This is a genomic window from Amycolatopsis sp. NPDC001319 (assembly GCF_042896185.1).
Taxonomy (GTDB): Bacteria; Actinomycetota; Actinomycetes; order Mycobacteriales; family Pseudonocardiaceae; genus Amycolatopsis.
Window position 1 is genome coordinate 484148 of record NZ_JBIAWY010000001.1, and the last position, 26030, is coordinate 510177.

Here is a 26030-nt window from a genome sequence, read left to right on the forward strand (position 1 = left end):
CCGTCTGCCCGAAGTGGACACCGGCCCCGATCCGTGAAGGTGGTTCCCGACAAGCCGATGATCAACGAGGGAGAAGCACCCGGATGAGCAATCCACAGTGGACTTCCGGCCCGGTGCTGTCGGGGCGGGGGCTGGTGAAGCGGTACGGCGGGCAGTACGCGCTGGCCGGTATCGACATCGACATCCAGCCCGGCGACGCGGTGGCCATCGTGGGGCCGTCCGGGTCGGGCAAGACGTCGCTGCTGCACGTGCTCGCGGGCATCCTCCGCGCCGACGGCGGCGAGATCCACCTGATGGGCCGGCGCATCGACAACCTGAACGAGAAGAAGCGCAGCGAGCTGCGGCGCACGGAGTTCGGGTTCGTCTTCCAGTCCGGGATGCTCGTGTCCGAGCTGACGGCCGAGGAGAACGTGGCGCTGCCGTCGCTGCTCGCGGGCAAGGCCCGGCGGGAGTCGATCGCCGCGGGCCGCGAGTGGCTGGCGCGCCTCGGCCTCGCCGGCAAGGAGCAGCGTCGTCCGGGTGAGCTCTCCGGTGGTGAGGCCCAGCGCGTGGCCATCGCCCGGGCGCTCACGCACCGGCCGAAGGTGATCTTCGCCGACGAGCCCACCGGCGCCCTCGACACGCGGACCGGCCGCGAGACCATGCAGGCGCTGCTCGGTGCCGCGCAGGAGTCCGGCGCCGCCGTGATCGTCGTGACCCACGACCGCGAGCTCGCCGAGTCGATGCCGAAGACCGTGGCCATCCGCGACGGCCTCATCGCGGCGGCGTCTCAGCAAAAGAGGTTGGCGGTATGAACTCGCTCCAGCTCGCCCTGCGCGTGCTCCGCGTCGACCGGCGGACCCGCACCTCCGCGATCCTCACCGCGGTCGGCGTCGCCGTCGCGACCGGGCTCGTGCTGCTGCTCGCGTCACTGCCCTTCGCGACGCAGGTGCGCGAACAGCGCGGCATCTGGCAGTCGTACTACAACTTCGACACCAGCGGCACGCCCGTCATGCTCGTCACCGGGGCCAAGGACTACTTCCACGGCCAGGAGATCATCCGCGTCGACGTCGCGGCCACCGGCAACACGGCCGGGGTGAAGCTGCCGGCCGGGATCCCGAAGCTGCCCGGACCGGGCGAGACGCTCGTGTCGCCCGCGCTGGGCCGGCTGCTGAACAACACGCCGGCCAACCAGCTCGGCGACCGGTTCGGCAAGCCCGTCGCCGCGCTGGGCGACGAGGCGCTGAAGTACCCGGAACAGCTCGTGGCGCTCGTCGGCCACAGCGAGCAGGAGCTCAGTGCGACGGAGGCCGAACGCGCGACGGAGGCTGTCGCGCAGCCGGTGAGCGCGTTCCCGGACCAGAAGGCGAAGGCGGATCCGCTGCTGACGCTGCTGGCTTGGGTCGGCATCATCGTGCTGCTCGTGCCGAGCCTGGTGCTCGTCGCGTCGTCGGCGCGGCTGACCGCGGCCCGGCGTGAACGCCGGCTCGCCGCGATCCGCCTGGCCGGTGCGACGCCGGGGCAGGTCACGTCCATGGTCGCCGGGGAAACGATCCTGTCCGCGGGCGTCGGGGCCCTGCTCGGCCTGGGGATCAGTCCGGCGCTGCACGGCCTGGCGAGTTTCGTCCCGTGGGACGGCGGCACGTGGCTGGCCACGGACTTCACGCTGCCGATCCCGCTCGCGGTGTTCATCGTGATCGCCATCCCGGCGCTCGTGGTGCTGGCCGGCGTGCTCGGCCTGCGGCGCGTGCTGCGCAACCCGCTCTTCGCGACCGGCGGCCACACGGTGAAGCCGCTGCGCTGGTGGCGCCTGCTCGTGCTGCCGGTGGCGGGCCTGTTCTTCCTCTACGCCGTGGTCGGCTCCCGGGACGGCGGCTCGGCCGACATGGTGCTGGTCGGACTGTTCCTGCTGATCGCGTCGGCGATCGTGGTCGGTCCGTGGGTGACCTCGGCGGTCGGCGGTACGTTCGTGCGGGGCTGGCGCGGACCGTCGGCGCTGCTGGCCGGGCGCAGGCTGCGTGACGACCCGAAGGGCGCCTACCGCGCCACGGCGGGCATCGTGCTCGCGGTGTTCACCGGCTCGATGGCGCTCACGCTGCTGCCGTCGTTCGAGTCGCTCGCCGGTGGCGGGCGGACGTACGCCGACTCGGTGCTCTACGCCGACAGCACCCCGGACAAGGCCGCGGCCGTCGTGGACCACGCCAACTCGACACTGGCCCGCTACGGCCAGCAGGAACGCGCGATCGCCGTGGGCCAGGTGTACCTCGTGCAGGGCACCGGCAACGAGCGGTCGTACCAGCGGGCACTGGTGATGTCCTGCGCCGACGCGGCCCGGCTCACCCGGCTGGGGATCACCGCGGCCGACTGCAAGCCCGGCGTCGGGCTGTATGCGCCGTACGAGCTGAACCCCGCCGAGTACCACGTGGTCGGCGACCCCGAGCCCAGCGACCCGGGCCAGCCGCTCGGCTCGGTGCCGGTCGGGACGTTCAAGATGAGCGACAACGTGAGCAGCTCCTACCTGCTCGACCCGGCGGCAGTGCCGGCCGGCGTGAAGCTCGGCGCGGCCACCGTGATCGCCCCGACGACGGACGCCGACCGCGAGATCGTCCGCACCGCCCTGGCCTCGGCCGCGACGGGCGCGGAGGTCGGCAGCCGCGACCAGTACCTCTACGACCAGCAGACGCAGCTCTCGGACCTGCGCCGGGTGACCGTGATAGGCCTGGTGGCCGCCGGCATCCTCGCCGGCTGCAGCGCGGCCGTCGCCACGGCCGGCTCGATCATGGACCGGCGCCGGACGTTCGGGGCTCTGATGGCGGCCGGCACCCCGGTGAAGGTGCTGTCGAGGGCGCTGCGCATGGAGACGGCGCTGCCCGCGCTGGTCGCGACGATCGGCGCCGGCGTGGTCGGCATCCTCGTCGGGATCGGGCTGTTCAGCACGGCCGGAGAGGGCGGCGTCGTGTTCAGCCCGTGGATCTTCGCCCCGGTCGTGCTCGGCGTCGGGGTGGCGCTGCTCGGAGCCTCGATCTGCACGCCCGCCCTGCGGCGCGTGCAGGCGGAACCGCTGGCCGACGAGTAGCGGGCGGTCCGCCCTTCACGGGGTGGGGCGGACGCCGGGGGTGAAAAAGGGGGAGAAAAGGGCCGCTGCCGGGGGTGGGAACCCGGCAGCGGCCCTTTTCGAAGACCTTTTTACGACAAATTGTCAGCGTTTCTCGAAAATGAGGTCGTGTGACACGCGGCCTTCGGCGTCGGCGCGCTGTTCGAACTTCGTCCGCGGCCGCCATTCGGGCCTCGGTGCCCAGCCGCCCGGTTCGTCCGCGTAGCGGTTGCGCAATGCGGGCTCGGCTGAACACACTTCCAGCATCTGCTCTGCGTAGTGCTCCCAGTCGGTGGCGAGGTGGAAGGTGCCGCCCTGCGCGAGCCGCGACGCGACGAGAGCCACGAAGTCCGGCTGCACGATCCGGCGCTTGTGGTGGCGCTTCTTCGGCCACGGGTCCGGGAAGTACAGCCGCACGCCGGCGAGCGCACCGGGCTTGACGTGCTCGGTCAGCAGCACCACCGCGTCGCCGTGCATCAGCCGCAGGTTCTCGACGCCGAGCTTCTCCGCGCGCAGCATCAGCTGGCCTAGGCCGGGGTCGTAGACCTCGGCGGCCACGTAGTTGAGCTCGGGCGCGGCCGCCGCGAGCTGCGACGTCGTCTCGCCCATGCCGGAGCCGATCTCCAGCATCACCGGCGCCTCGCGGCCGAACCACTCGGCGAAGTCGACGGGTCCGGCCGGCAGGTCGGCGACCGTGCGGCCCAGCTGCGGCCAAAGTTCGTCCCAGGCACGCTGCTGGCCGACGGTCATCCGGCCGCCGCGGTTGACAAAGCTGACCACGCTGCGCAGCCGGGGCTGGTCCTCGTTCTCCACCCCGACAAGATACTGATCCGGCCAAAAGCAGGCCGACGCCCACGCGGCACGTACGGTTGCAACGAAGCCATTCGGCGTGACTGTGGTCGGTTCAGTATCCCTCGGCGCAGCCGGGCGGGTCAGCGGACCGCTTCGAACTCCCCGAGCCGGGAGCGCAGGCCGGCGAGCCCGGACACGGCGATCGGGTGCGGCGTCGTGCCCGTGTGGGCGGGCAGCACGTCGATCCAGCCGGGATGGCGATCGGTGTTCAGCACGGTCGTTGGGACGGAGTGCCCGGACTTCCCGCGCTCGGACGGCATGAACTCCCAATAGCCCGATTCGCCGTCGGCGGCCCAGGGCACGAACTCCCAGCCGGAGCGGCGGGAAAGCAGTTGCTGGATGCGGTCTTCGATGCGGAACCCGAGCTCACGCGACTCGAGCCGGCCGCTCGCGACGGCGCGCAGCCACCACGGCGCGGGCAGCGGACCCTGCATGCCGCTGGCTCTCCGGTAGAGGGCGAGCACCAGGTCTTCGGCCGCGCGGTGCACCCACGCCTGGCGCAGGTCGCCGGGTTTCATCGCGGGCTGCGCGAACCGGGGCAGCTCGATCGCCTGCGACCATTCGAGGTCCAGCATCGGTTCGAGCCGGGGTTGGGGCGCCGCTTCGTTGTGGCTTTGGGAGGCCGCTTCGGTGCGGGCCGAGGGAATGGGACTCATGAGCCCCTGACCAGCGTCCACCGTCAAGGTTCACCTCCGGGGAGCTGAGACGGACGAGCACGCTCTTGATCTCGAATATCCTGGGGACTTTGCCAGTATGTCCGCTCCCTGTGAGAGAAGCCACAACGACTTAACGCGGTCTTAATCCGTTTGCCTCGTGGACACCTGTTCTGCACGTGCAGATTAACGCGAATGTGCTCTCGTCAGGCGTCGCGGCGGTTCGCGGTCACCACGCCGGCGACGAAGAACGCGAGACAAATGCCGCCGAAATACGCGAGGTAGCCCCACGGGCCGAAAGCGGGCGTCACGTTCAGCGCCGCTTGCGTGAAATCCCCACCGGCGAACTGCCCGGCCGCGAAGAACGGCAGCCACGGGTAGACGTCGGGGCCGACGCGCGGGATCAGCAGCACCAGCCCCTCCACGAGCTGGGTCCAGACGAGCACGAGCGTCAACGCGAGCGCGGTGCTCCGCAGCAGCAGCCCGACGCCGACGCCGAGCAGCCCGGTGAGCGCGAAGGTCACCGTCTGCCCGAGCACCAGCCGCCAGTCGCCCGCGGAGTGCAACGCGAGGTCCGCGTCGGGGCGGATCAGCGCCGCGATGCCCCACGAGCCCACGCCCGCGAGCAGCCCGAGCACCGCGCAGACGACCAGGACCACGGCGCCCTTGGCCAAGAGCGCGGGCACGCGCGTCGGCACGGCCTGGAACGTCAGCCGGAGCGTGCCCCAGCTCGCGTCGGAGGTCGCGGCGAGCACGGCCAGCACCAGCGCGACCGTGCGGCCGATGCCGGTGGCGAGCTGGGTGTTGCCGACGCTCGCGGTGACCTCCGAACCGGCGAGCGCGAAGAACAACGTCGTGAACACCAGCGGCGCGAGCACCGAGAGCGCGCCGCACCACCAGGGCGCGCGGGTGGAGAAGAGCTTGATCCGTTCGGCCCGCAGCACGTTCACCTGGCACCTCCGCTCGTGAACTCGGCCGTCTGGCCCGTCAGCTCCAGGTATGCCTGCTCCAGCGACCCGGCCAGCGGGCTCAGCTCGTGGAGGGTGGCACCGACCGTGAACGCGACCTCACCCACGGTGTCGCTGTCCACTTCGGACACCACGAGCGCATCGCCCTCGTCGGTGAACGTGATCCCGCGCTCGGTCAGCGCGGTGCGCAGGGCGCCGGCCTGGGGTGTGCGCACGCGGACACCGCGGGAGCCGGCGCGGTGGACGAAGTCGGCCATGGTGCCCTGGTAGGTGAGCCGCCCGCGGCCGATCACCACGAGGTCCTGCGCCGTCTGCTCCATCTCCGGCAGCAGGTGGCTCGACACGAACACGGTGCGGCCGTCGGCGGCCAGCGAGTGCATCAGCTGCCGGACCCACAGCACGCCTTCGGGGTCGAGACCGTTCACGGGCTCGTCGAACAGCAGCACATTCGGGTCGCCCAGCAGCGCGGTTGCGATGCCGAGGCGCTGCAGCATGCCGAGGGAGAACTCGCCCGCGCGTTTCTTCGCGACGGACCCGAGGCCGACGAGGTCGAGCACCTCGCCCACGCGCCGCTCGGGCAGGCCGTTGGTCGCGGCGAGCCAGCGCAGGTGCTGCCGGGCGCTGCGGCCGGGGTGGCGCCAGGTCGCGTCGAGCAGGGCACCGACCGTCCGGAGTGGATCGGCCAGCTGCCGGTAGGGCTTGCCGTCGATGTGCGCGGTGCCGGCCGTGGGCGTGTCGAGACCGAGCAGCAGCCGCATCGTCGTCGACTTGCCGGCGCCGTTCGGGCCGAGGAAGCCGGTGACGCGGCCGGCTTCGGCGGTGAAGGTGAGGTCGTCGACGGCCAGGGTTTCGCCGTAGGACTTGGTCAGCCCGTGGGTCTCCAGCACGCGGGCACCCTACCGAGCCGAGCGCGTGCCGAAAACGAAAAGATCCGGGTCGCCCCCCGAATTGGCGACCCGGATCTTTCTTCTATCCCCTTTTCCCCCGTTCAGCCGGTTTCGGCCCCCGCCGCTTCCGCCCGAACGTCCCTGTGGTGGGTCTTTCGTCAGGCGTCGCGTTTCTTCGCGACGCCGATCGCGATGGCCAGGAGCACGATCGCGATGCCCGCGAAGTAGGCCAGCGACCAGCCCTGCGAGAGCACTGCGTCGGACTGCGGCGGGCCGCCCCGCGTCGCCCCGCCGCCACCGCGGAGGAACTTCTCCGCGACGTTGAACGGCAGCCATTCGTGGATCTTCGGGCCGACGGTCGGGATCAGCTGGACCAGGCTTTCCACGGCCAGCACGTAGATCAGCAGCAGCGCGATCGCGCCGGCGCTGTGGCGGATCAGGATGCCGACCGCCACCGCGATCACCGCGGCGAAGGCGAAGAGCACGCCGACGCCGGCCACGTTGATCCACTCGGCCGAGGTGTCGAGCGCCAGTGCGTCCGACGGGCGGATGGCGTAGCCCAGTGCCCAGGCGCCGAATGCGCCGACCTCACCGATCACGAGCGAAAGCAGCGCGACGACAGTGGCCTTGGCGATGAGCACCGACGTGCGGCCCGGCACGGCCTGGAACGTGGTGCGGATGGTGCCGAAGCGGTACTCGGTGGTCACCGAGAGCGCCGCCAGCACCATGATCACGGCGATGCCGAACTGGTAACCGAACTGGGTCGTCGCGACGTCGATGGTCTCGTCGCTCGACGCCGCGCTCGCCACGAGCGCGGAGAAGCCGGCGGTGAGGATGATGGCGATGAGAGCGCACCACCACGGTGAGCGGGTGGTGAACAGCTTGATGCGTTCGACCGCGAGCAGAGTCATGGTTCTTTTCCCCGGAATCCTTGTCGTACGAGTGGTCGTCAGCGGGCGGTGGGCTGAAGGGCTTGCTGCGCCTCGGCCTCGAGCCCGGTGTGGTACTCGACGGAGTCGCCGGTGATCTGCATGAAGGCCTGTTCGAGCGAACCGGTCTGCGGGCTCAGCTCGTGGAGCACGACGTTCGCGGAAGCCGCGAGCTCGCCGATCTTGGCACTGTCCATCCCGGACACGATGAGCGCTTCACCCGAGTCGGTCACCTGGGCGCTGGCGCGCACCAGCGCCTCGCGCAGGACAGGCAGCTGCGGCGAGCGCACCTTCACGGTGTTCTCGGCGGCGCGCGCCACGAACTCCTCGGTGGACGACTGCGCGATCAGCTGACCCTTGCCGATCACCACGAGCTCGCTCGCGGTCAGCGCCATCTCCGAGAGCAGGTGGCTCGACACGAACACCGTGCGGCCGTCGTCGGCCAGGCGGTGCATGAACTTGCGGATCCAGAGGATGCCCTCGGGGTCGAGGCCGTTCACCGGCTCGTCGAACAGGAGCACCTCCGGGTCGCCCAGCAGCGCGCCCGCGATCCCCAGCCGCTGCGACATGCCGAGCGAGAACCCGCCGGCGCGCTTGCCGGCCACGCTGGTGAGACCGACGACGTCGAGCACTTCGTCCACACGCGACGCCGGGATGCGGTTGGACTTCGCCATCCACGTCAGGTGCGCGCGGGCCGAGCGGTTGGGGTGCACCCACTTCGCGTCGAGCAGCGCGCCGACGGTGCGCAGCGGGTCCTTCAGCTCGTGGTACTTCTTGCCCCCGATGCGGACCTCGCCGCCCGTGGGGTTGTCCAGCCCCAGGATCATGCGCATGGTGGTGGACTTGCCGGCGCCGTTCGGGCCCAGGAAGCCGGTGACCTTCCCCGTGGCCACGCTGAACGACAGGTTGTTCACCGCCAGCGTGTTCCCGTAACGCTTGGTGAGACCTGATGCCTCGATCATTCCTGCTCCCTCGTTGACGGCTGTGCCGCTGTACCCGCAACATCGTGACCGAGCGAGACCGGTCTTCGCGTCATCCTGTGGGTCGAACTCGTCACCCGACCTGAGTAGTACCCAACCGCTCCGGCGGTGGATGTGCGATCGGTGAAACCCCTGAGACGACCCTGAACTTCAGCGTCCGAAATGGATCAAGTGGATCAAGACCTCAGCCGAGGCCGGGGCGCGCGAGTCCGGTCTCGTAGGCCAGCACCACGGCCTGCACGCGGTCGCGCAGGTCGAGTTTCGCCAGGATACGGCCCACGTGCGTCTTCACGGTCGCTTCGGAGAGGAAGAGGGTTTCCGCGATTTCGAGGTTGGACATGCCCTTCGCGATGAGCACGAGGACTTCGCGTTCGCGGTCGGTCAGCACGTCGAGCTCGCTCGCGTCGCGCACCGGGGAGCCGCCGGCGCCCACGAAGCGGTCGAGCAGCCGCTTGGTCACCGAGGGTGACACCACGGCGTCGCCCGAAGCCACCGACCGCAAAGCCGACACGAGGTGGTCCGGTGGCGTGTCCTTGAGCAGGAAACCCGACGCGCCGCCCTGCAGGGCCGCGTAGACGTACTCGTCGAGGTCGAAGGTGGTCATCACGAGCACCCGCGCGGTCCCGGCGGCCACGATCTGCTTCGTGGCCTCCACCCCGTCGAGCACCGGCATGCGCACGTCCATGAGCACGACGTCGGGCCGCAGCTCGTCGGCCAGCCGGATGGCCTGCGCGCCGTCGCCGGCCTCGCCCACCACGTCGATGTCGGACTGCGCGCCCAGCACCATGCGGAAGCCGACGCGCATCAGTTCCTGGTCGTCCACGACCACCACTTTGATCACGGCGCCAACCTAACGGGCAGCACGGCCCGCACCTGCCACCCACCGGCGGGCGCGGGGCCCACCTCCAGCGTTCCGCCGTACACGTTCGCGCGCTCCCGCATCCCGATCAGCCCGTTGCCGCCCGCGACCTGCAGCCGTGGGGTCTTCTTCGACGGCGCCGCGGCACCCACCGTCACCTGTTCGAGCTGGCGAGCGCGGCCGGCGCCGTCGTCGCGGACGAGCACCTCGACCACGTCGCCGGTCTTGCTGTCACCCTTGCGGTGCACGTGGACCTCGGCCCGCGCACCGGTGCCGGCGTGCTTGAGCGTGTTCGTGAGCGACTCCTGCACGATGCGGTAGACGCCGAGGGAGACGCCGGCGGGCAGGTCGGCGAGGCCTTCGCCCACCTCGAGGTCGACGGGCACGCCCGCGCCGCGCATGCGTTCGGCCAGCTCGCTCAGCGCGTTGGCGTCGGGCTGCGGCACGCGGGGCTCGCCGTCGCCGTGGTCGCCGCGCAGCACCTCGAGCAGCCGGCGCAGCTCGCCGAGGGCGCCGCGGCCGGTTTCGGAGATCGTGTGCAGCGCGCGCCCGGCCAGCTCCGGGTTCGTGGGCAACGCGAGCGCCGCGCCGTCGGCCTGCACCACCATCACGCTCACGGAGTGGGCGACCACGTCGTGCAGCTCGCGCGCGATGCGGCCGCGTTCCTCGGCCACGGCGATGCGCGTGGCCTGGTCGCGTTCGGTCTCCAGCAGGTGCAGGCGGGCTTCCACTTCCAGCTGGTACGCGCGCCGCGCCCCGACGAACTCGCCGAGCGTCCAGCACAGCGCGATGCCGAAGGCGGTGAACAGCGCGTTGCCCAGCCACGGGGTCGACTTGTCGGTGAACACCTCGACCCCGGTCATCAGCACGAGCGCGCCGACGTAGATCAGCCCCTGCTTGCGCCCGATGTAGACGAGGATCGAGTACAGGCTCATCGCCAGCGCCGCGACGGAGGAGAAGCCGAGCGACAGCGCCCCGTGCGCGATGGCGACGAAGAAGACCACGTAGGCCGAGACCAGTGGCTTCTTCCGCCGGAACACGAGCGGCGCCACCATGGCGACGTCGATCGGCAGCGTGATGAACCACGGCGGTGGATGGTTCTCGCTCCCGACGGTGCCGCCGACGAACAGCACGAAGTCGATGAACAGCAGGACCACGGCGAGCAACGTGTCCCCCGCCATGGGGTGGGCACGCATCCAGAGGCTCAGCCGTCGCACCCGACAAGATTAGGTCGGCACTCGGGCACGCCGCGTCATCCTCGGGTAGCACTGTCGGTAGCACTCGCGGCGACGTGGCATGGCACGATTTCCCGGCGAGAGCAGCCGGGCGAGAGGGGACTGGGGCCGTGACGGAGCCGGGGCGCCTCGCGGGCCCGCTGTCGATGTCGGTCGCGAACCTGTGCCACCGGCTCGCCTCGCAGGTCTCGCCGCGTACGGCCGCCGGGTTCGCCGAGGTGCAGCGCCGGCTCGCCGCGCCGCTGCAGGTGGCTGTGGCCGGGCGGATCAAGTCGGGCAAGTCCACGCTGGTCAACGCGTTGATCGGCCGCCGGGTCGCGCCCACCGACGTCGGTGAGTGCACGCGTCTGGTCACGCGCTTCCAGTACGGCACGGTCGACCGGGTCGAGGTCGTGTTCACCGACGGCACCAAACAGGTGCTGCCGTTCGCCGCCGACGGGTCGATCCCGGCCGAGCTGGGCGTGGACATCAAGAAGGTCTCGCACCTCGAGGCCTACCTGACCAACGCGGTGCTGCAGGGCATGACCGTGATCGACACCCCGGGCCTGGGCTCGCTCGACGCCGCGTCCGTCTCGCGCACGGAGCAGCTGCTGGGTGCCGCGCAGGAGGACACCGGTTCGGACCACCTCGACGACACCTCCCGCAACGCCGTCGCCGGCGCCGAAGCCGTGCTCTACGTGGTGACGCAGGGCGTGCGCGCCGACGACCAGCAGGCGCTCGCCGCGTTCACCGCCGCCACCGCGAGCCGCGAGGCGGGCCCGGTGAACGCGATCGCCGTGCTGAACAAGGCGGACACCATCGTCGCCGAGACCGTCGAGGGGTCGGGTGGCGACATCTGGCTGGCGGCGAAGTTGCTGGCGGAGAAGCAGGCGAGCACGCTCAAGCCGCGCGTGGCCGACGTGCTGCCGGTGATCGGCCTGATCGCCGAGTCCGCCGAATCGGGCGGCTTCACCTCGGCCGATGCCGACGCGCTGCACCAGCTCGCCGCCCTCGAAGACGACGTCCTCGAGACCATGTTGATCTCGGCCGACATCTTCACCAGCTGGGAGTGCGACGTCCCCGCCGGCGTCCGCCTGCGGCTGCTGGAGAAGCTCGACCTCTACGGCGTCCGCCGCGCCGTCGACGCGATCCGCGCCGAGCCCGCCATCACCGCCGGCGCGCTGCGGAGGGTGCTGCTCGACGCGTCGGGACTCGACGCCGTGCGGCAGCGCCTGGCCGTCGTCTTCGCCGCGCGCGCCGACGGGATCAAGGCGGCCGCGGCGCTCGCGTCGGTGACCGCGCTGGCCCACGCGTCGGGCGATCCCGGCGAACGCCAGCGTGTGCACGACGCGATCGAAGTCCTGCTCGCGAAGCCGGAGGCGCACCAGCTGCGGCTGCTGGAAGCGTTGACGCTCGTGGCCTCCGGAGCCGTCGACATGCCGGAGGACCTCGCCGAAGAGGTGCTGCGCGTCGGCAGCAACGCCGATCTCGGCGCGCAGCTCGGCCTTCCCGGCGCCGCCCGGCCGGAACTGGCGGCGCACGCTCTCGAACGCGCGGGCTGGTGGCGCTCCTTTGCCTCGTTCGGCGCAACGCCCGCGCAGAGCCGCGTGGCGCACGTCGTCCACCGCGCCTATTTCCTGATCTGGCAACAGATCCGCATGCCCTAGGTTTGTCGCCGTTCACGCGTAGGGTGGATTTCGTGCGGCTGGAGAACACCACCTCGTGGCGGGCGTCCTGGGGGAGCGAGCAGGAGATCGACATCGCTCTGTACCTCCGGGACGTGCTCGCGCTGTCGGTCGCCGAGGGCCAGCTCCTGCCACCGGTGGAGCCCGCGGTGCCGGTGCGGGTGCCGCCGGCCATCGACCGCGCCGCCGTGCAGGCGCAATGGGCGGACTGGTGGACCGATCTCCTGGAGTTCGTCCGGCTCCGCGGTGAGTCGGGTTCGCGGACGCCACGCGGCCGCTTCGGCCGGCCTGCTCCCGGCGACGGCTCGGCCATCGACCTGGCCATCCAGCACTTCACGCCCGCGGCCGCGCGCCACTTCACGGAGGCCCGGCGGCCCGCGCTGCACGCCGCGTTGGGCGCCGCCGGCTTCTACCGGCGCCAGATCGTGGCGGGCGACCGGCTGGGGCAGCTCGTCCGCGAGACCGAGGTCGACCTGGGCCGGCGGGCGCGGCCCTTTCGGCTGTCGGTCATTGAGATCTCCGTGGCGGGCCGCGTCTGGCTCCGGACGGCCGAGGACCAGATCCTCGTGTCTTCGCGCTTCGCCGAAGACGTGCCTTCGCTGGAACAGGCGATGCGCTCGGTGATCCGCGACCTCGCCTGACGCCGTTCGCAAGCGTTTGCGCTCCCGGATTCGCGCCCGACTGGCGAAGATCTGCTCCAGACTGGTGCAATCCCGGTGGGCCGAACGGGCGGTCCGCGGGGCGAGGCGGGGGTGAGGGTGTGGCCTGGTTCCGCAACCGCGGCACGGAACCCGTCGACGGGGAGCCCGGAACCACCGCCGACCCGGCCACGTCGAACACGGATGTGGACGTCGTAGCTGCCCCCGGTGATCTCGAACGCGCGCTGGCCGATCGTCAGGCGCTCATCCAGCTCTGCCTCTACGCGCTCGACCGCGCCCGCAGCGGCGGCGTCGTCCAGCGGCTCGAACACGGCCTCGCCGACATCGGCGTCACCGCGCTGCGCCCCGACGGCGAGCGCTTCGACCCCTCCTGCCACGAGGCCGGCGGCGCGATCCCCACCGACGACCCGGCGCTCGACGGCGTGGTCGCCGAGACCGAGGTGATCGGGTTCGCCGAGGGCGAGCGGCTGCTGCGCGCGCCCGTCGTCACCGTCTACGCGAAGCGAGCCCAGTGACCTCTCCCAGCCTTCCCGCCCAGGTCCAGGCCGCGCGCGAGCAGCTGCTCACCGTGGTCCGCGACGCCGACCCGCAGGCCGCCAAGTGGGTGGACGACGTGCGCCGGGCGCGCGCGGCGAAACCGTCGGTCGTGGTCGTCGGCGAGACCAACCGGGGCAAGAGCACCCTGGTCAACGCGCTGCTCGCGACCCCGGGACTGTCCCCTGTGGACGCCGACGTCGCCACGGCCACGTACCTCGTCTTCGAGCACGCGCAGGAGTGGGACGCGCAGGCCTGTTACCCCGGGCAGCTCGCGCCCGTGCCGATCCAGCTGGGCGAGCTGGTCAATTGGGTCTCGGCCGCCCACGAGCTGCCGCCGGGCCAGATCCCGCCGCGCTACGTCGAGGTCTCCGGGCCGGTGCCGCTGCTGGAGCGCCTGACGCTCGTCGACACCCCGGGCGTCGGCGGCCTCGACTCGCTGCACGGCGAGCTGGCCCGCGAGGCGGCGGCGAGCGCGACGGCGCTGGTGTTCGTGCTCGACGCGTCGGCGCCGTTCACCTCCACCGAGCTGCAGTTCCTCCGCGATGTGGCCGACCGGGTCGAGACCGTGCTGTTCGTGCTGGCCAAGACCGACGCGTTCCGCGGCTGGCGCGAGATCCTCGAAGCCGACCGCCGGCTGCTCGCCCAGCACGCTCCGCGCTTCGCCGACGCGGTGTTCCACCCCGTCTCGGCACGCGTGTTCGAAACGGCCGCGAAAGCGCCGAACGAGCAGGTCGCGGCCATGCTGCGGGAGAAGTCGGGCATTGCAGCCGTGCAGGTGGCGCTGCAGGAGATGCTCGTCGGCCGCTCGATGATGCTGGCCGAGGCCAACACCCTGCGCGCGCTCTCCAGCGCGTTGGCCGGCATCAAGGCGAAGCTGCAGGCCGAGAGCCGGGCGCTCTCGGCGGGTGAGGCCGAGGCGGAGCAGCTGCGCGAACGCCGGGACCACCTGCAGGCCGAACGCCGTTCGTCCACCCGCGGCTGGCAGCTCAAGCTGCGTGGCGAGATCCAGCGCACCCGCGTGGAGGTGGGCCACGAGAGCAGCCGCGAAATGCGCGACGCCCAGACCCACTTCCGCCAGCGCATCGACTCGGCGAAACGCGACGAGCTGGCCGCGTTGCCGCAACAGGTGGACCTCGCGTTGCAGACGACGTCGCAGCGCGTCTCGATGCTGCTTTCGCAACGGCTGAACCACGTGACCAACGTGGCGTTGTCCGAGCTGTTCTCCCCCGAGGAGCTTGACGTGATCCGCGCACAGTTCGCCCGGGCCGGCGGGCCGCCCGTGGTGCTGCGGCCGCCGGACAAGAAGCCGCCGACGGCCGAGGACAAGCTGCTGGTGTTCATGGGCATCTCGGGTGGCGTCGGCGCGGGCAAGATCGCCGCGTTGCCGCTGGCCGGCGTCGCGATCCTGAACCCGGTGGTGCTGCCGGCCACGATCATCATCGGCCTCGGCGCCGGCTGGTGGATGGCCCGCACGCGCAAGCACGCCGCCGACAAGCAGCACATGAAGCAGTGGCTGGTCGAGGCCATCGCCGACGCGCGCTCCACGCTCGACCAGCTCGTGGCCGAGCAGCTCATCGAAGCCGAGCAGCAGCTGTCGATGGCGCTCGACGAGGCGCTGAGCCGCCGCATCGAGGCGATCGAGGCCGAGCTCAAGGACGTGGACCGTACGATCAAGATGGGCGCGCAGGAGCGGGCGAAGAACATCGCGATCACCGCCAAGCGCCTGAAGGAGGCCACCGACGGCCACGCGAGGGCGGAATCGCTGCTCGGGCGCATCCGAACGCTGCGTGACCGGGGTTGATCAGCTTGTGGACGGGAACCGAACCGGCCTAACGTGAGTCCTACCGATCGACAGCAGACGCAGCCGGCGAGACCCGGTCCTAAAAGGGGGCTTTTCCCATGTGGGTCGACGAGAGTGGCGGCACCGACACCGACGCCAACGGACCCGAGTCCATGACGGTCCACGTCGAGGGCCAGGACTACCAGGCGGAGGTCAACTACGACGTCGACTCCGACGGCGTGAACGACACCGCCATCGTGGAGCACGACGACGGCACGGCGCAGGCGTTCATCGACTCGGACGGCGACGGCGTCGCCGACCAGTACGCCGTGCTGGACAGCTCCGGCCACGCCGTGGACCAGGCGGTTTACGACGAGGCGAGCGGCGCGTGGGTCGAGTCCGGCGGCGCTGAGCACCCGGGCGGCACCGACACGCACTCGCAGGACGACTCCACGACCGGCCACATCCACGCCGACCTGCCCGACGGCGAGGTCGACGCCGGCGTCGCCACGATCGACACCGACCACGACGGCCACAACGACACCGCCATCGTCGAGACCAAGGACGGCGGCACGATGGCGTTCACCGACACCGACGGAGACGGCGAGGCCGACGTCGCGGTGGAGATCGGCGCCGACGGCAGCACCGCCACCTACGAGCACACCGGCGCCGGCCAGTGGACCGAGGCCGAAAGCGCCGGCGTCCGCGCGGCCGACCCGGCGAGCGACTCCATCTGGGGCGGCGACGGCACGCAGCTGCTTTCGGGAGTCGCGAAGATCGATTCGGGAACCGGACAATGGATCAGCCCCAACTGACCCATTTGTAACTCACGTCACAACGGGCCCGGCACTCGCCGGGCCCGTTGTCGTTTCCGGGCCCGCTGACCCTCGTCCGAATTGGGTACCCCGCATCGAAAGGATTTCCGGCACTGGACCAATCCGGTGACAACTGAATCGATTCCCTTATCGTTCTTGTGAGAGAACCGACAGGTCAGCTCTCGGTTACCTGCCGGTCATCCGGCTACAGTCGAGGAATCCCAAAAACCCGCACACCGGCTCACCCCCGGTGTGCGAAGCCATTCGGTCGCCGGCAACGAGGCCCGCACCCGGACATCGCGGTCCGGCGTGTGGGCTTATTTGTCGTCGGAAGTTCGGAAGTCAGGAGTAGAGATGACCGCAGTCGCCATCCCCGGACTGGACAATGCGCCGACGACGCACAGTGGCGTGCTGTCCTGGGTCCGGGAGGTCGCCGAGCTGACCACCCCGGACCGCGTGGTGTGGGTCGACGGGTCCGACGAAGAGGCCGCGAAGATCAACGACGAGCTGGTCGAGGCGGGGACCTTCGTGAAGCTGAAGGCCAAGCCGAACTCCTACTGGGCCACTTCCGACCCGGGTGACGTCGCTCGTGTCGAGGACCGGACCTTCATCTGCTCGCAGCGTGAGGAGGACGCCGGCCCGACGAACCACTGGGTCGCGCCCGCCGAGATGAAGGCCACGATGACCGAGCTGTACCGCGGGTGCATGCGGGGCCGCACGATGTACGTCATCCCGTTCTGCATGGGACCGCTTTCCGACGAGAACCCCAAGCTGGGTCTGGAAATCACTGACTTCGCCTACGTCGTGGCGTCGATGCGCGTGATGACCCGCGCGGGCAAGGCTGCACTGGACAAGTTCATCAACCCCGACGGCACCGAGCGCGAGTTCGTGCCGGCGCTGCACTCGGTGGGTGCGCCGCTCGAGCCGGGCCAGAAGGACGTCGCCTGGCCCTGCAACGACACCAAGTACATCTCGCACTTCCCGGAGGAGCGCGCGATCTGGAGCTACGGCTCGGGTTACGGCGGCAACTCCTTGCTGGGCAAGAAGTGCTACTCGCTGCGCATCGCCTCGGTCATGGCGCGCGACGAGGGCTGGCTCGCCGAGCACATGCTGATCCTCAAGCTGATCTCGCCCGAGGAGAAGGTCCACTACGTCGCGGCGGCGTTCCCGAGCGCCTGCGGCAAGACCAACCTCGCGATGCTGCAGCCGACCATCCCGGGCTGGCGCGCCGAGACCCTCGGCGATGACATCGCGTGGATGCGCTTCGGTGAAGACGGCCGCCTCTACGCCGTGAACCCGGAGTTCGGCTTCTTCGGCGTCGCGCCGGGTACCGACTGGCACACCAACCCGAACGCCATGCGCACCATCGAAAAGGGCAACACGGTCTTCACGAACGTCGCCCTGACCGACGACGGCGACATCTGGTGGGAGGGCATGGAGAACACGCCCGAGCACGCCACGTCGTGGAAGCACCAGGACTGGACGCCGGCGTCCGAGGAGAAGGCCGCGCACCCGAACTCGCGCTACTGCACGCCGATGTCGCAGTGCCCGATCCTCGCGCCGGAGTGGGACGACCCGCAGGGTGTGCCGATCTCGGCGATCCTGTTCGGCGGTCGCCGCAAGACCACGGTGCCGCTGGTGAACGAGGCCCGCGACTGGCAGCACGGCGTGTTCATGGGCGCCACGATGTCGTCGGAGACCACGGCGGCCGCGGCCGGCGCGGTGGGCAACGTGCGCCGCGACCCGATGGCGATGCTGCCGTTCCTCGGCTACCACGCCGGTGACTACTTCAAGCACTGGCTGACGCTGGGCAAGAACGCCGACGCCAACAAGCTCCCGAAGATCTTCTACGTGAACTGGTTCCGCCGCGGCGACGACGGCCGCTTCCTGTGGCCGGGCTTCGGCGAGAACTCGCGCGTGCTCAAGTGGGTCATCGAGCGCGTCGAGGGTAAGGGCAACGCCGTCGAGACGCCGATCGGTTTCGTGCCGCGCGCCGAGGACCTCGACACCGAGGGCCTCACCGAGCCGGCCGCCGACATCGAGGCCGCGCTCGCCGTGCACCCCGAGGAGTGGCGCGAGGAGCTGCCGCTGATCGAGGAGTGGTTCGCGAAGATCGGCGAGGTGCCCACTTCGCTGCGTGACGAGCTCGACGCGCTGGCCCAGCGCCTGAGCTGACGTTCTGTCCGAAGGGGACGTTCGCACCGTTGTGGCGCGAACGTCCCCTTCGTGCTGCCCGTGGCCCCAAGATCGTCGGCGGCGCCCGGTAGCGTGAGCCGCATGCAAGCGTTCGCGCACGGGTGGTCCCGCCGATGATCATCGACGCCCGCGGCCTCGGCGTGAAGGCCGGCGACCTGTGGCTGCTCGACGAGCTGGACTTCTCCGTCGACCCCGGCGAGTGCGCCGTGCTGGTCGGCCCCAACGGCGTCGGCAAGTCCACCCTGCTCCGCTGCCTGTACGGCATGCAGGAACCCCAGCGCGGCCGCGTCCGCATCGACGGCGAAAAGCCCGACGAACGCAGCGTCGCCTTCCGCCGCAAGGTCTCCGTGCTCTTCGACGACTCCGACTTCTTCGCGGAGCTCACGCCGATGCAGCACCTGGAACTCCTGGCCGGCTCCTTCGGAGTCGATCTGGGCGACTTCGACGCGCTGCTGGCCGACGCCGGCCTCGCCGACCGCGCCCGCGTCACCGCCGGCCACTTCTCCGCCGGCCAGCGCCGCCGCCTGCTGCTGCTCGGCGTCACGGCCCGCCCGCACAAGGTCCTGCTCCTGGACGAACCCGAACGCGCCCTCGACACCGCGGGCAAGGACTGGCTCGTGGACCTCATCAAACGCTCCACGTCCTCCGGCGCCGCCGTCGTGGTCGCCACCCACCACCAACCCCTCCTCGACGCGGCCGACAGCGTCCTCGAACTGTGGTGACCTCGACCTGCCCCGCGTGCGCGGCCGAGAGCGGGGCCCTCCCGTGGTAGCCCTCGCCACCCGCCTGCGCGTCCCCGGCCGGAAGCGCTTCGGCGGGATCTTCAGCGGCGACAGCGCCACCTTCGTCCTCATCTTCGGCGTCGGCTTCCTCTTCACCGCGTTCTTCCGCACCGAGGCCTGGCATCGAGTCCTTTTCGGACCGTCCCCTGTGGACTACCCCGCCGTGCTCGGCCTGGTCACGCTCTGCTGCGCCGTCGGCTGGCGAAGCCTGCTCCGGCGGGGCTTCGTCTGGACCGAACCCGCCGAACTCACGTGGATGGACTTCGCCCAGGTCGACCGGCGCCGAGTCGTGGCGGCGCGGCTGGCGGGCGGCCTGACCGGCTTCGTCATCGTCGTCGCGTACCTCGCCGGGCTGATGCTGGCGGTGGGCGGCAGCTCCCTGGACCTGTGGCGCGCGGCGCTCGCCCTGGTCGTGAGCAGCGCGGTCCTGGTGTTCGCGACCGCGCGGCGCACGGCGTTGCGGATCGACACCGCCGGGCCGGTGCTGCTGGCCGTGCTGGGTGTCGTGGTCGCGGCCGCGCACCTCGGGCCCGTCGCGGTGCAGTACGCGGGCGGCGGCATCCTGTTGTGCGCCGTCGCGTTGTCGTTCGGCGGTGAACCGGTCACGCGTGCGGGCCGGGCGATCCTGCTGGACGGCTGGAACGCGCGCGTGCTGCGCTCGGTCGCCGTCACGTTCCTCGACCCGATGATGATGCTGCCCGAGGCCACGGCGTCGGGCCGGTGGTCGCTGGGCCGGCCGACGCCGCTGAGGCTGGCCGTCGCGGGCATCGCCGGTCGTTCGCGCTACGCGGGGATGCTGCTGCTGGTCGCGCTCGCCGTCGCGGTGGGGCACGTGGCCGTGCCGACGTTGCCGGGTTCCGTGCTCGTGGGCCTCGGGGGTTACGTCGCGCTGACCCCGTTCGGCGCCGGGCTCGGCGTGCTGTGGCGCAACCCCGGCCGCCGGCGTTGGCTCGGCTCCACGGATTCCGAGCTCGTCGTCGCCCACGGCGTCGTGCTCACCGTCGTCGCCGTCGTGTGGTCGGCGCTGCTCGCGGCCGCGCTCGCGGCGCTCGGCACGTCGGTCGACGCGCGGTCGTGGGTCACCGTGGCACTCGCTGTGCTGTCGGTGTTGCGCACGGTCACGCGCAAGCCGGTGGACTACAGCAGCGCCGGATTCGTCGACACCCCAGCCGGTCCGCTGCCCGCCAACCTCGCCCGCCAGCTCTTCCGTGGACCGGACCTCCTGGTGGTCGGAATCGCGGCGCTCTCACTGCTCGGCTGACCCGCGTCCGGCGGGTTAGGCTCCCACCGGACGAGAGGAGCTGACGTGGGCGGTGGACACGCTCCGGGCACCGGCCGCCGGGCAACCAGCGAGTTCCCATCCGGCTGGAGCGACGAGCAGATCATCGCGGTGATCAAGGACGTCGCCAACGATCCGAGCGAACCCCGCACCCGGCAGTACAACGGCCGCTGGCGCTGCGTCGGCGAACGCTACGGCGCGCAGGTCGTGGTGCTCGTCGACCCGGAGGGCTTCGTCCACACGGGATACCCCATCGCCGGCGACGGCGTGATCCGCAACCCGGACACCGCGCGCGACCCCGCGAACCCGACGGTGGCCGACCGCGCCGAGAACCGCATCAGCTACTTCACCGACAGCCTGCTCGACCTGCTGTCCGACCGCCTCCCGCCCGAGGACCTGGCGCACTACCGCACGCTGCAGTGGGCCGGCGAATGGGAAGAGCTCACCGACACCCTCGCCGCCCACATCACCATCGCCGACGTGCCGCTCAACCCGGACGAGACCTCGGACCTCGAGAAGCTCCTGAACTCCTTCGACCTCCCGGTGCGCGCGTGCGCGTTCATCAACGACCGGGAGCACATCCTCGCGAAGCTGCGCGCCTAGCTGGCCTGCGACATCTTGAACGCGGGGTCCGGCTCCTCGCACGCCGTCCGCAGCACGTCCAGCGGCACCCCCACCGCCTCGGCGATCGCCGAGACCGTGAAGAACGCCGGCGTCGGGATGCGCCCGGTCTCGATCTTCCGCAGCGTCTCCACCGAGATCCCGGCCTCGGCCGCGACGTCGACCATGCTGCGGCCCGCGCGGGCAGCGCGCAGCGCCACCCCGAGGCGCTCACCGCGGGAGCGCTCTTCGTCCGTCAACGGCACCCGAACCATGCCTCGCAGTCTAGTCGAAAGTTGTCCACTGCCTGTGGACAACTCTGTGCACAAGGTGTGGAAACCGCCGCGAGCCACGCAACCACAACACCTGGGCGACGCCGAGCCGGGCGCCCACAGCCCCTAGATCAACGCCGAAGCCGTCCCCAGGCAGCTGTCCACGAGGTTGTCCACAGCTCGGATCCGGACACTTCGTCCCCCGAAGGCCGGATTGACCGGGTCGGCACAAGTGCCCTGGAAACGGCCCCGAAGATCGTTCCCAAGTCGTTGACCTGGGCTGATCAAATCGTTGTGCCGTTCACGTGACGCCCGTGTGGCCGAAGTTCTAGGGTCAGGCCCGTCGCGTGTTGCGTGAGTGTTAGGTGAGGTCCCGATGTCCACAACAAAACCGGACGGGCGGGTGGGCGGGTTCCAGTTCAGCCCGTGGAACCTGTTGCTGATCGTCCCGCTGTTGATCCTGGTCACGCCGTTGTTCAACTTCGACGGCCCCCGGCTCTTCGGCATGCCGTTCTTCTACTGGTTCCAGCTCGTGTTCGTCGCCGCAGGCGTGCTGTGCACCGGCATCGTCTACTGGGCGACCCGCAAGGAGCCGACCACCGACGAGCCGGACAAGCTGAGCGTGGACGACCTCGACGAGGGTGAGAGCCGATGACCATCCAGTGGGTCCAGCTGACCATCTTCATCATCCTCTTCGCGCTCGTCACCGTGCTCGGGTTCGTCGCGTCGCGCTGGAAGGCCGGCGCGAACCTCGACCACCTCGACGAGTGGGGCCTCGGCGGCCGCAAGTTCGGCGCGTGGATCACGTGGTTCCTGCTCGGCGGTGACCTCTACACGGCGTACACGTTCGTCGCCGTGCCCGCGCTGGTGTTCAGCGCCGGCGCGCTCGGCATGTACGCGCTGCCCTACACGATCGTCGTCTACCCGATCGTGCTGCTGCCGGCGCTGCGCATGTGGTCCGTCAGCCGTTCGCGCGGCTACGTGACGCCGGCCGACTTCGTGCGCGGCCGCTTCGGTTCGCCGACGCTCGCGTTCCTTATCGCCATCACCGGCATCGTCGCGACCATGCCCTACATCGCGCTGCAGCTGGTGGGCCTCGAGGCCGTGCTGCGCACGATGGGCATCAACGGCTCCGGCATCGTCGGGCACCTGCCGCTGCTGGTCGCGTTCCTGATCCTGGCGCTGTACACGTACCAGTCGGGCCTGCGCGCGCCGGCGCTGATCGCGTTCGTCAAGGACATCCTGATCTACATCGTGATCATCGTGGCGATCGTGTACCTGCCTTCGAAGCTCGGCGGCTGGGACCACATCTTCAACCAGGCGGCGACGAAGCTGGCCACGCCGAGCCCGGCCACCGGCAAACCGGCCGGCTCGATCCTGCTGACGTCGACGAACCAGCTGCAGTACGCCACGCTGGCCCTCGGTTCGGCGCTCGCGCTGTTCCTCTACCCGCACTCGCTCACGAGCGTGCTCGCCTCGCGCGGGCGTAACGTGATCAAGCGCAACATGGTCGCCCTGCCCGCGTACTCGCTGGTGCTCGGCCTGCTCGCGCTGCTCGGGTACGTCGCCATCAGCGCCGGTGTGAAGCCGCTGACCAACAACGCCACCGGCAAGCCCGACGGCAACACCATCGTCCCGCTGCTGTTCGACTCGCAGTTCGCGCACTGGTTCGCCGGTATCGCGTTCGCCGCGATCGGCATCGGCGCGCTGGTGCCGGCCGCGATCATGTCGATCGCCGCGGCGAACCTGTGGACGCGCAACATCTACAAGGAGTACATCCGCAAGAACGCGACGCCGAAGCAGGAAGCCAAGCAGGCCAAGCTCGCGTCGCTGATCGTGAAGCTCGGCGCGGTGCTGGTGATCATCCTGATCGACCCGCAGTTCTCCATCGACCTGCAGCTCATCGGCGGTGTGCTGATCCTGCAGACGCTGCCCGCCGTGGCGCTCGCGCTGTACACGCGGTGGCTGCACAAGGCCGGTCTCATCGCCGGCTGGGTCGTGGGCATGGGCTGGGGCCTGATCATGCTGTACGGGATCCCCAACCCCGCCAACGGAAAGCTGCACTTCGGCGGCTCGGCGCTCGCGATGGGCAACCTGTCGATCTTCGGCTGGCACCCGTTCTCGGGCACCGGCCTGGCAACGGTGCAGATCTACCCGGGCTTCGTGGCGCTGATCGCGAACATCGTGGTCGCCGTGATCGTCTCGGCCATCGCGCACGCGGCGAAGTGGAACCCCGGCGTCGACGAGACCCAGCCGGAGGACTACCACGCGGACGAGCACGACAAGGACCTGCGGCCCATCGGCGTGCACTGAGTTCTAGTCCACTGTGGACGGCCCCTTCGCCGGATTCGGTTCCGGTGAGGGGGCTTTCTCTTTGCCGATCATCGCGTTCGACACCACGTAGAGCACCACGGCGTTGAGCAGGTGCCACAGGAAGTGCGTGCCGACGGGGAAATCCCCGCACACGACGCCGTCGATGGTGCGGAACGCCAGCGACAGCGCGAACACCGCACCCACCACGGCGAAGTGCGTCCAGTACGGGTCGCGCGCGTACGCGAGCACGCCGGCGAACACCGCCAGCCCGATCAGCGCCGGCAGGTACAGCCCACCGCCGAGCGCCGCCAGCGCGGCCGTGAGCACCACGAACGCGGGCGCCGCGAGCCAGGACCATTTCGGCCTCACGCCGAGGAAAACGTGGGGGAACTTCGCGGCGTAGTAGAGCACGAACACGAGGATGAAGCCGGAGTCGGCCGCCCCGCCCCAGCGCGTCGCGAGCAGGTGGAACACCGTGCTGGCCAGGAACACCAGCCCGACGAGCACCGCGAGCGTCCGCCCGATCCGCCGCCCGTCGGCGCGCCACCACACGGCGATCGCGGACACGAGGAACGCCAGGTTGGTGACGTCGTTCAGCGGCTCGCCCCACAGCCCGGGCGCGAGGCGTTCGCAGTAACCGTCCACGTATGCGGTCCAGTTCACGGGGTAAGCAAACTCCACCCGGGTGAACGCGTGGTGCCAAGGGTGGCGTGTTTGGCGTTAGCGTGGGGCTATGAGCGACAGCCGGTTCCCCGTGACCGAACTCGAAGACCTGCCCGAAGACCTGCGCGCGCGGGTGGCCGCGATCGCGGAGAAATCCGGCTTCACGCCGAACATCTTCCGCGCGCTGGGCCACCGGCCGGCGGAGCTGCGGGCGTTCATGGACTACCACGATGCGTTGATGGAGCGCGAAGACGGCTTGACGAAGGCCGAGCGCGAGCTGGTGGTCGTCGCGACGTCGGGGGCGAACCACTGCACGTACTGCATCGTCGCGCACGGGGCGATCCTGCGGATCCGCGCGAAGGACCCGGAGCTGTCCGACCGCGTCGCGGCGAACCCGTGGCAGGTGGAGCTGGACGAGCGCGGCCGGGCGATCGTCGACCTCGCGCTGGCGCTGGCGCAGGATTCCGCCCTGTTCGGCGAAGCCGACCTCGAGGCGGCGCGCGACGCGGGGCTGACCGAGGACGAGATCTGGGACGTCGGCGCGATCACGGCACTGTTCGCGATGTCGAACCGGCTGGCGCACCTCACCGCGCTGAAGCCGAACCCGGAGTTCTTCCTGATGGGGCGTCAGAAGCGGTAGAACGGGCCGGGCAGGTCGCGGCTCACCTCGAAGTGGCCGCGCAGCCAGGAGCGCAGCTTGTTCATCGGTTTGGTCCAGATGCGCGGCGCCGGCCCGAAGTAGCGCGGGTCTTCGTGCGGGGTGAACGCGTCGCCGGTCAGGATCACCACGTCGTGGCCGCGCGGGCAGTGGCCGGACACGGAGATCATGCCGCGCGTGAGGTTCTCGACCCACTCGACCTCGTCGACGCCGAGCAGGGTGCGGCGATCGCAGACGGCGCAGTAGACGACGAACATCTAAAGCTCCATCCGCCAGGTCTCGCCGGTGACCGGCGGGCCGAAGTCGCGGGTGGGTTCCGCGGTCTGGAGTTCGAACCCGGCGCTGCGGTAGATGCCGCGGGCGGCGTCGAGGGCCGAGAGCGTCCAGAGCTCCATGGCCGCGTAGCCACGGCCGCGGGCGAACTCGACGCATTCGTGCACGAGCCGTTTGCCCACGCCGTGGCCGCGGGCGGCGGGTTCGAGCAGCAGGAGGCGGAGTTTGGCCGTGCGTTCGTCCGCGCTCGGCATGCAGAAGATGCTGCCGACGCGTTCGCCGGCGAGCTCCGCGATCCACGCGGCCTGGCGCGGGTCGTCGCGGTGGTCGGCGAAATCGGCGACCACGCGGGCGACGAGGGCTTCGAAGCGTTCGTCGAGGCCGTACTCGCGGGCGTAGAGGGTGCCGTGGCGGTGGACCACCCAGCCGAGGTCGCCCGGTCGCGGGGTGCGCAACACGAGCGTGGGGTCGGTGGCTTTCTCACCGACGAGCTGCGTGATGGTCCCCATCGCGCCGAGCAGGCGGCGCTGGTCTTCGTCGGGGAAGCGTTCGAGGAGGCCGCCGATCTGGCGCACCGAGCGGCCGTCGAGGTCGGCGAACGCCTCTCGGCCGGCGTCGGTCAGGCGGACGATCTGGCGGCGGGCGTCTTCGCCGCTGCGCTCGCGGAGGACCAGCCCGCGGCTCTCGAGGCGGCCGAGCAGCCTGCTCGCGTAGCCGCCGTCGAGATCGAGGCGTTTTCGCAGGTCACTCACGTGGAGCTCGGTTTGTTGGGCGACCTCGAACAGCACCCGCGCTTCACTCAGCGAATATTCGGCGTCGGCCGGCCCTTCGTCGAGGACGCCGATCACCCCGGTGTACAGGCGGTTGAACGCGCGCACGGTGGCAACGCGCTCGGCCAGGCTCACGTCGTTCATTGACCACCTCAACCAAATCGTTGACGGAGTCAAGCATCGCGCCGCAAGCCGGTTCGCGCAAGGGTTTCGGGGAATCGGACAAAGGGTCCAGACATATGGAAACCCCGTGATGCTGCCAGGTCGGGGGTCCGCCAGCATCACGGGGTCGTAGTGGGTATCGATGCCGCGAGTCGCGGCGTTACACCCACA

At 70.4% G+C, this 26030-nt stretch carries 26 protein-coding genes; 14 read left to right on the forward strand and 12 right to left on the reverse strand.

Annotation, left to right across the window (positions count from 1 at the left end; genetic code table 11):
• The first annotated feature begins 83 nt into the window (after nucleotides 1-83).
• Nucleotides 84-794, forward strand: a complete 711-nt coding sequence (locus tag ACFY1H_RS02265) for an ABC transporter ATP-binding protein (RefSeq protein ID WP_366579997.1) — start codon at nucleotides 84-86, stop codon at nucleotides 792-794.
• Nucleotides 791-3055, forward strand: coding sequence for an ABC transporter permease (locus ACFY1H_RS02270; protein WP_366579998.1), 2265 nt, complete (start codon nucleotides 791-793; stop codon nucleotides 3053-3055). Before ACFY1H_RS02265 ends, ACFY1H_RS02270 begins: the two co-directional genes overlap by 4 nt.
• 123 nt (nucleotides 3056-3178) lie before the next feature.
• On the opposite strand, the gene trmB is transcribed toward ACFY1H_RS02270, so the two are convergent.
• The 8 genes from trmB to ACFY1H_RS02310 all read right to left on the reverse strand — a co-directional run bounded on the left by trmB (nucleotide 3179) and on the right by ACFY1H_RS02310 (nucleotide 10382).
• Entirely contained in the window at nucleotides 3179-3886 is a 708-nt protein-coding gene (gene trmB / locus ACFY1H_RS02275; RefSeq protein ID WP_366580000.1) for a tRNA (guanosine(46)-N7)-methyltransferase TrmB, read from the reverse strand.
• A 119-nt stretch (nucleotides 3887-4005) separates the two neighbouring features.
• On the reverse strand, nucleotides 4006-4581 hold the full coding sequence (locus ACFY1H_RS02280) for a hypothetical protein (protein ID WP_386944015.1): 576 nt from the start codon (nucleotides 4579-4581) through the stop codon (nucleotides 4006-4008).
• Between the two features lie 203 nt (nucleotides 4582-4784).
• Nucleotides 4785-5528, reverse strand: coding sequence for a hypothetical protein (locus tag ACFY1H_RS02285; RefSeq protein ID WP_386944017.1), 744 nt, complete (start codon nucleotides 5526-5528; stop codon nucleotides 4785-4787).
• Nucleotides 5525-6433 carry an ABC transporter ATP-binding protein gene (locus ACFY1H_RS02290; protein WP_386944019.1) on the reverse strand — a complete coding sequence of 303 codons (909 nt, stop codon included), beginning with the start codon at nucleotides 6431-6433 and terminating at the stop codon, nucleotides 5525-5527. The genes ACFY1H_RS02285 and ACFY1H_RS02290 overlap by 4 nt, the downstream gene beginning before the upstream one ends.
• A gap of 158 nt (nucleotides 6434-6591) precedes the next feature.
• The gene (locus ACFY1H_RS02295; protein WP_366580006.1) at nucleotides 6592-7344 is read right to left on the reverse strand and encodes an ABC transporter permease; all 753 of its coding nucleotides are present in this window, start codon (nucleotides 7342-7344) and stop codon (nucleotides 6592-6594) included.
• Between the two features lie 38 nt (nucleotides 7345-7382).
• Nucleotides 7383-8324, reverse strand: a complete 942-nt coding sequence (locus ACFY1H_RS02300; RefSeq protein WP_366580008.1) for an ABC transporter ATP-binding protein — start codon at nucleotides 8322-8324, stop codon at nucleotides 7383-7385.
• 202 nt (nucleotides 8325-8526) lie between these two features.
• Entirely contained in the window at nucleotides 8527-9183 is a 657-nt protein-coding gene (locus tag ACFY1H_RS02305; protein ID WP_366580010.1) for a response regulator transcription factor, read from the reverse strand.
• Nucleotides 9180-10382, reverse strand: coding sequence for a sensor histidine kinase (locus ACFY1H_RS02310; protein ID WP_386944829.1), 1203 nt, complete (start codon nucleotides 10380-10382; stop codon nucleotides 9180-9182). Before ACFY1H_RS02310 ends, ACFY1H_RS02305 begins: the two co-directional genes overlap by 4 nt.
• A gap of 200 nt (nucleotides 10383-10582) precedes the next feature.
• Here ACFY1H_RS02310 and ACFY1H_RS02315 point away from each other — a divergent pair, with 200 nt between their 5' ends.
• From ACFY1H_RS02315 to ACFY1H_RS02355, 9 genes are all read left to right on the forward strand, one after another.
• Entirely contained in the window at nucleotides 10583-12082 is a 1500-nt protein-coding gene (locus ACFY1H_RS02315) for a dynamin family protein (protein ID WP_386944831.1), read from the forward strand.
• A 32-nt stretch (nucleotides 12083-12114) separates the two neighbouring features.
• Nucleotides 12115-12741, forward strand: a complete 627-nt coding sequence (locus tag ACFY1H_RS02320) for a hypothetical protein (protein WP_366580012.1) — start codon at nucleotides 12115-12117, stop codon at nucleotides 12739-12741.
• Between the two features lie 119 nt (nucleotides 12742-12860).
• Nucleotides 12861-13274, forward strand: coding sequence for a nucleotide exchange factor GrpE (locus tag ACFY1H_RS02325; protein ID WP_386944021.1), 414 nt, complete (start codon nucleotides 12861-12863; stop codon nucleotides 13272-13274).
• Nucleotides 13271-15097: a dynamin family protein gene (locus tag ACFY1H_RS02330; RefSeq protein WP_386944023.1), complete on the forward strand. Its 1827-nt coding sequence runs from the start codon at nucleotides 13271-13273 to the stop codon at nucleotides 15095-15097. Before ACFY1H_RS02325 ends, ACFY1H_RS02330 begins: the two co-directional genes overlap by 4 nt.
• Before the next feature lie 98 nt (nucleotides 15098-15195).
• Nucleotides 15196-15891, forward strand: coding sequence for a hypothetical protein (locus ACFY1H_RS02335; protein WP_386944025.1), 696 nt, complete (start codon nucleotides 15196-15198; stop codon nucleotides 15889-15891).
• Nucleotides 15892-16245: 354 nt separating this feature from the next.
• Nucleotides 16246-18066, forward strand: coding sequence for a phosphoenolpyruvate carboxykinase (GTP) (locus tag ACFY1H_RS02340; RefSeq protein WP_366580018.1), 1821 nt, complete (start codon nucleotides 16246-16248; stop codon nucleotides 18064-18066).
• Nucleotides 18067-18203: 137 nt separating this feature from the next.
• Nucleotides 18204-18809, forward strand: a complete 606-nt coding sequence (locus ACFY1H_RS02345) for an ATP-binding cassette domain-containing protein (RefSeq protein ID WP_386944832.1) — start codon at nucleotides 18204-18206, stop codon at nucleotides 18807-18809.
• Nucleotides 18810-18852: 43 nt separating this feature from the next.
• Nucleotides 18853-20130 carry a DUF6297 family protein gene (locus tag ACFY1H_RS02350; RefSeq protein ID WP_366580020.1) on the forward strand — a complete coding sequence of 426 codons (1278 nt, stop codon included), beginning with the start codon at nucleotides 18853-18855 and terminating at the stop codon, nucleotides 20128-20130.
• 45 nt (nucleotides 20131-20175) lie between these two features.
• Nucleotides 20176-20751, forward strand: a complete 576-nt coding sequence (locus ACFY1H_RS02355; protein ID WP_386944027.1) for an EndoU domain-containing protein — start codon at nucleotides 20176-20178, stop codon at nucleotides 20749-20751.
• Here the strand turns inward: ACFY1H_RS02355 and ACFY1H_RS02360 are convergent.
• Nucleotides 20748-21023, reverse strand: coding sequence for a helix-turn-helix domain-containing protein (locus ACFY1H_RS02360; RefSeq protein WP_386944029.1), 276 nt, complete (start codon nucleotides 21021-21023; stop codon nucleotides 20748-20750). The two genes, ACFY1H_RS02355 and ACFY1H_RS02360, sit on opposite strands and share 4 nt — an antisense overlap.
• Nucleotides 21024-21396: 373 nt before the next feature.
• On the opposite strand from ACFY1H_RS02360, the gene ACFY1H_RS02365 reads away from it, so the two are divergent.
• Entirely contained in the window at nucleotides 21397-21675 is a 279-nt protein-coding gene (locus ACFY1H_RS02365) for a DUF3311 domain-containing protein (protein WP_386944031.1), read from the forward strand.
• Nucleotides 21672-23333 (forward strand): monocarboxylate uptake permease MctP, encoded by a 1662-nt coding sequence (gene mctP, locus ACFY1H_RS02370; RefSeq protein WP_386944032.1) that lies wholly within the window; start codon nucleotides 21672-21674, stop codon nucleotides 23331-23333. The genes ACFY1H_RS02365 and mctP overlap by 4 nt, the downstream gene beginning before the upstream one ends.
• Before the next feature lie 3 nt (nucleotides 23334-23336).
• Here the strand turns inward: mctP and ACFY1H_RS02375 are convergent, their stop codons facing one another.
• On the reverse strand, nucleotides 23337-23996 hold the full coding sequence (locus ACFY1H_RS02375; RefSeq protein ID WP_386944034.1) for a hypothetical protein: 660 nt from the start codon (nucleotides 23994-23996) through the stop codon (nucleotides 23337-23339).
• Between the two features lie 70 nt (nucleotides 23997-24066).
• Between ACFY1H_RS02375 and ACFY1H_RS02380 the strand changes: the two genes are divergently transcribed.
• Nucleotides 24067-24636: a peroxidase-related enzyme gene (locus ACFY1H_RS02380; protein WP_366580030.1), complete on the forward strand. Its 570-nt coding sequence runs from the start codon at nucleotides 24067-24069 to the stop codon at nucleotides 24634-24636.
• Here ACFY1H_RS02380 and ACFY1H_RS02385 read toward each other — a convergent pair.
• Together ACFY1H_RS02385 and ACFY1H_RS02390 are read right to left on the reverse strand one after the other, a co-directional pair.
• Nucleotides 24624-24911: a hypothetical protein gene (locus tag ACFY1H_RS02385; RefSeq protein WP_366580032.1), complete on the reverse strand. Its 288-nt coding sequence runs from the start codon at nucleotides 24909-24911 to the stop codon at nucleotides 24624-24626. The two genes, ACFY1H_RS02380 and ACFY1H_RS02385, sit on opposite strands and share 13 nt — an antisense overlap.
• Entirely contained in the window at nucleotides 24912-25841 is a 930-nt protein-coding gene (locus ACFY1H_RS02390) for a GNAT family N-acetyltransferase (RefSeq protein WP_386944036.1), read from the reverse strand. It abuts the gene before it with no gap.
• Between the last annotated feature and the right edge of the window lie 189 nt (nucleotides 25842-26030).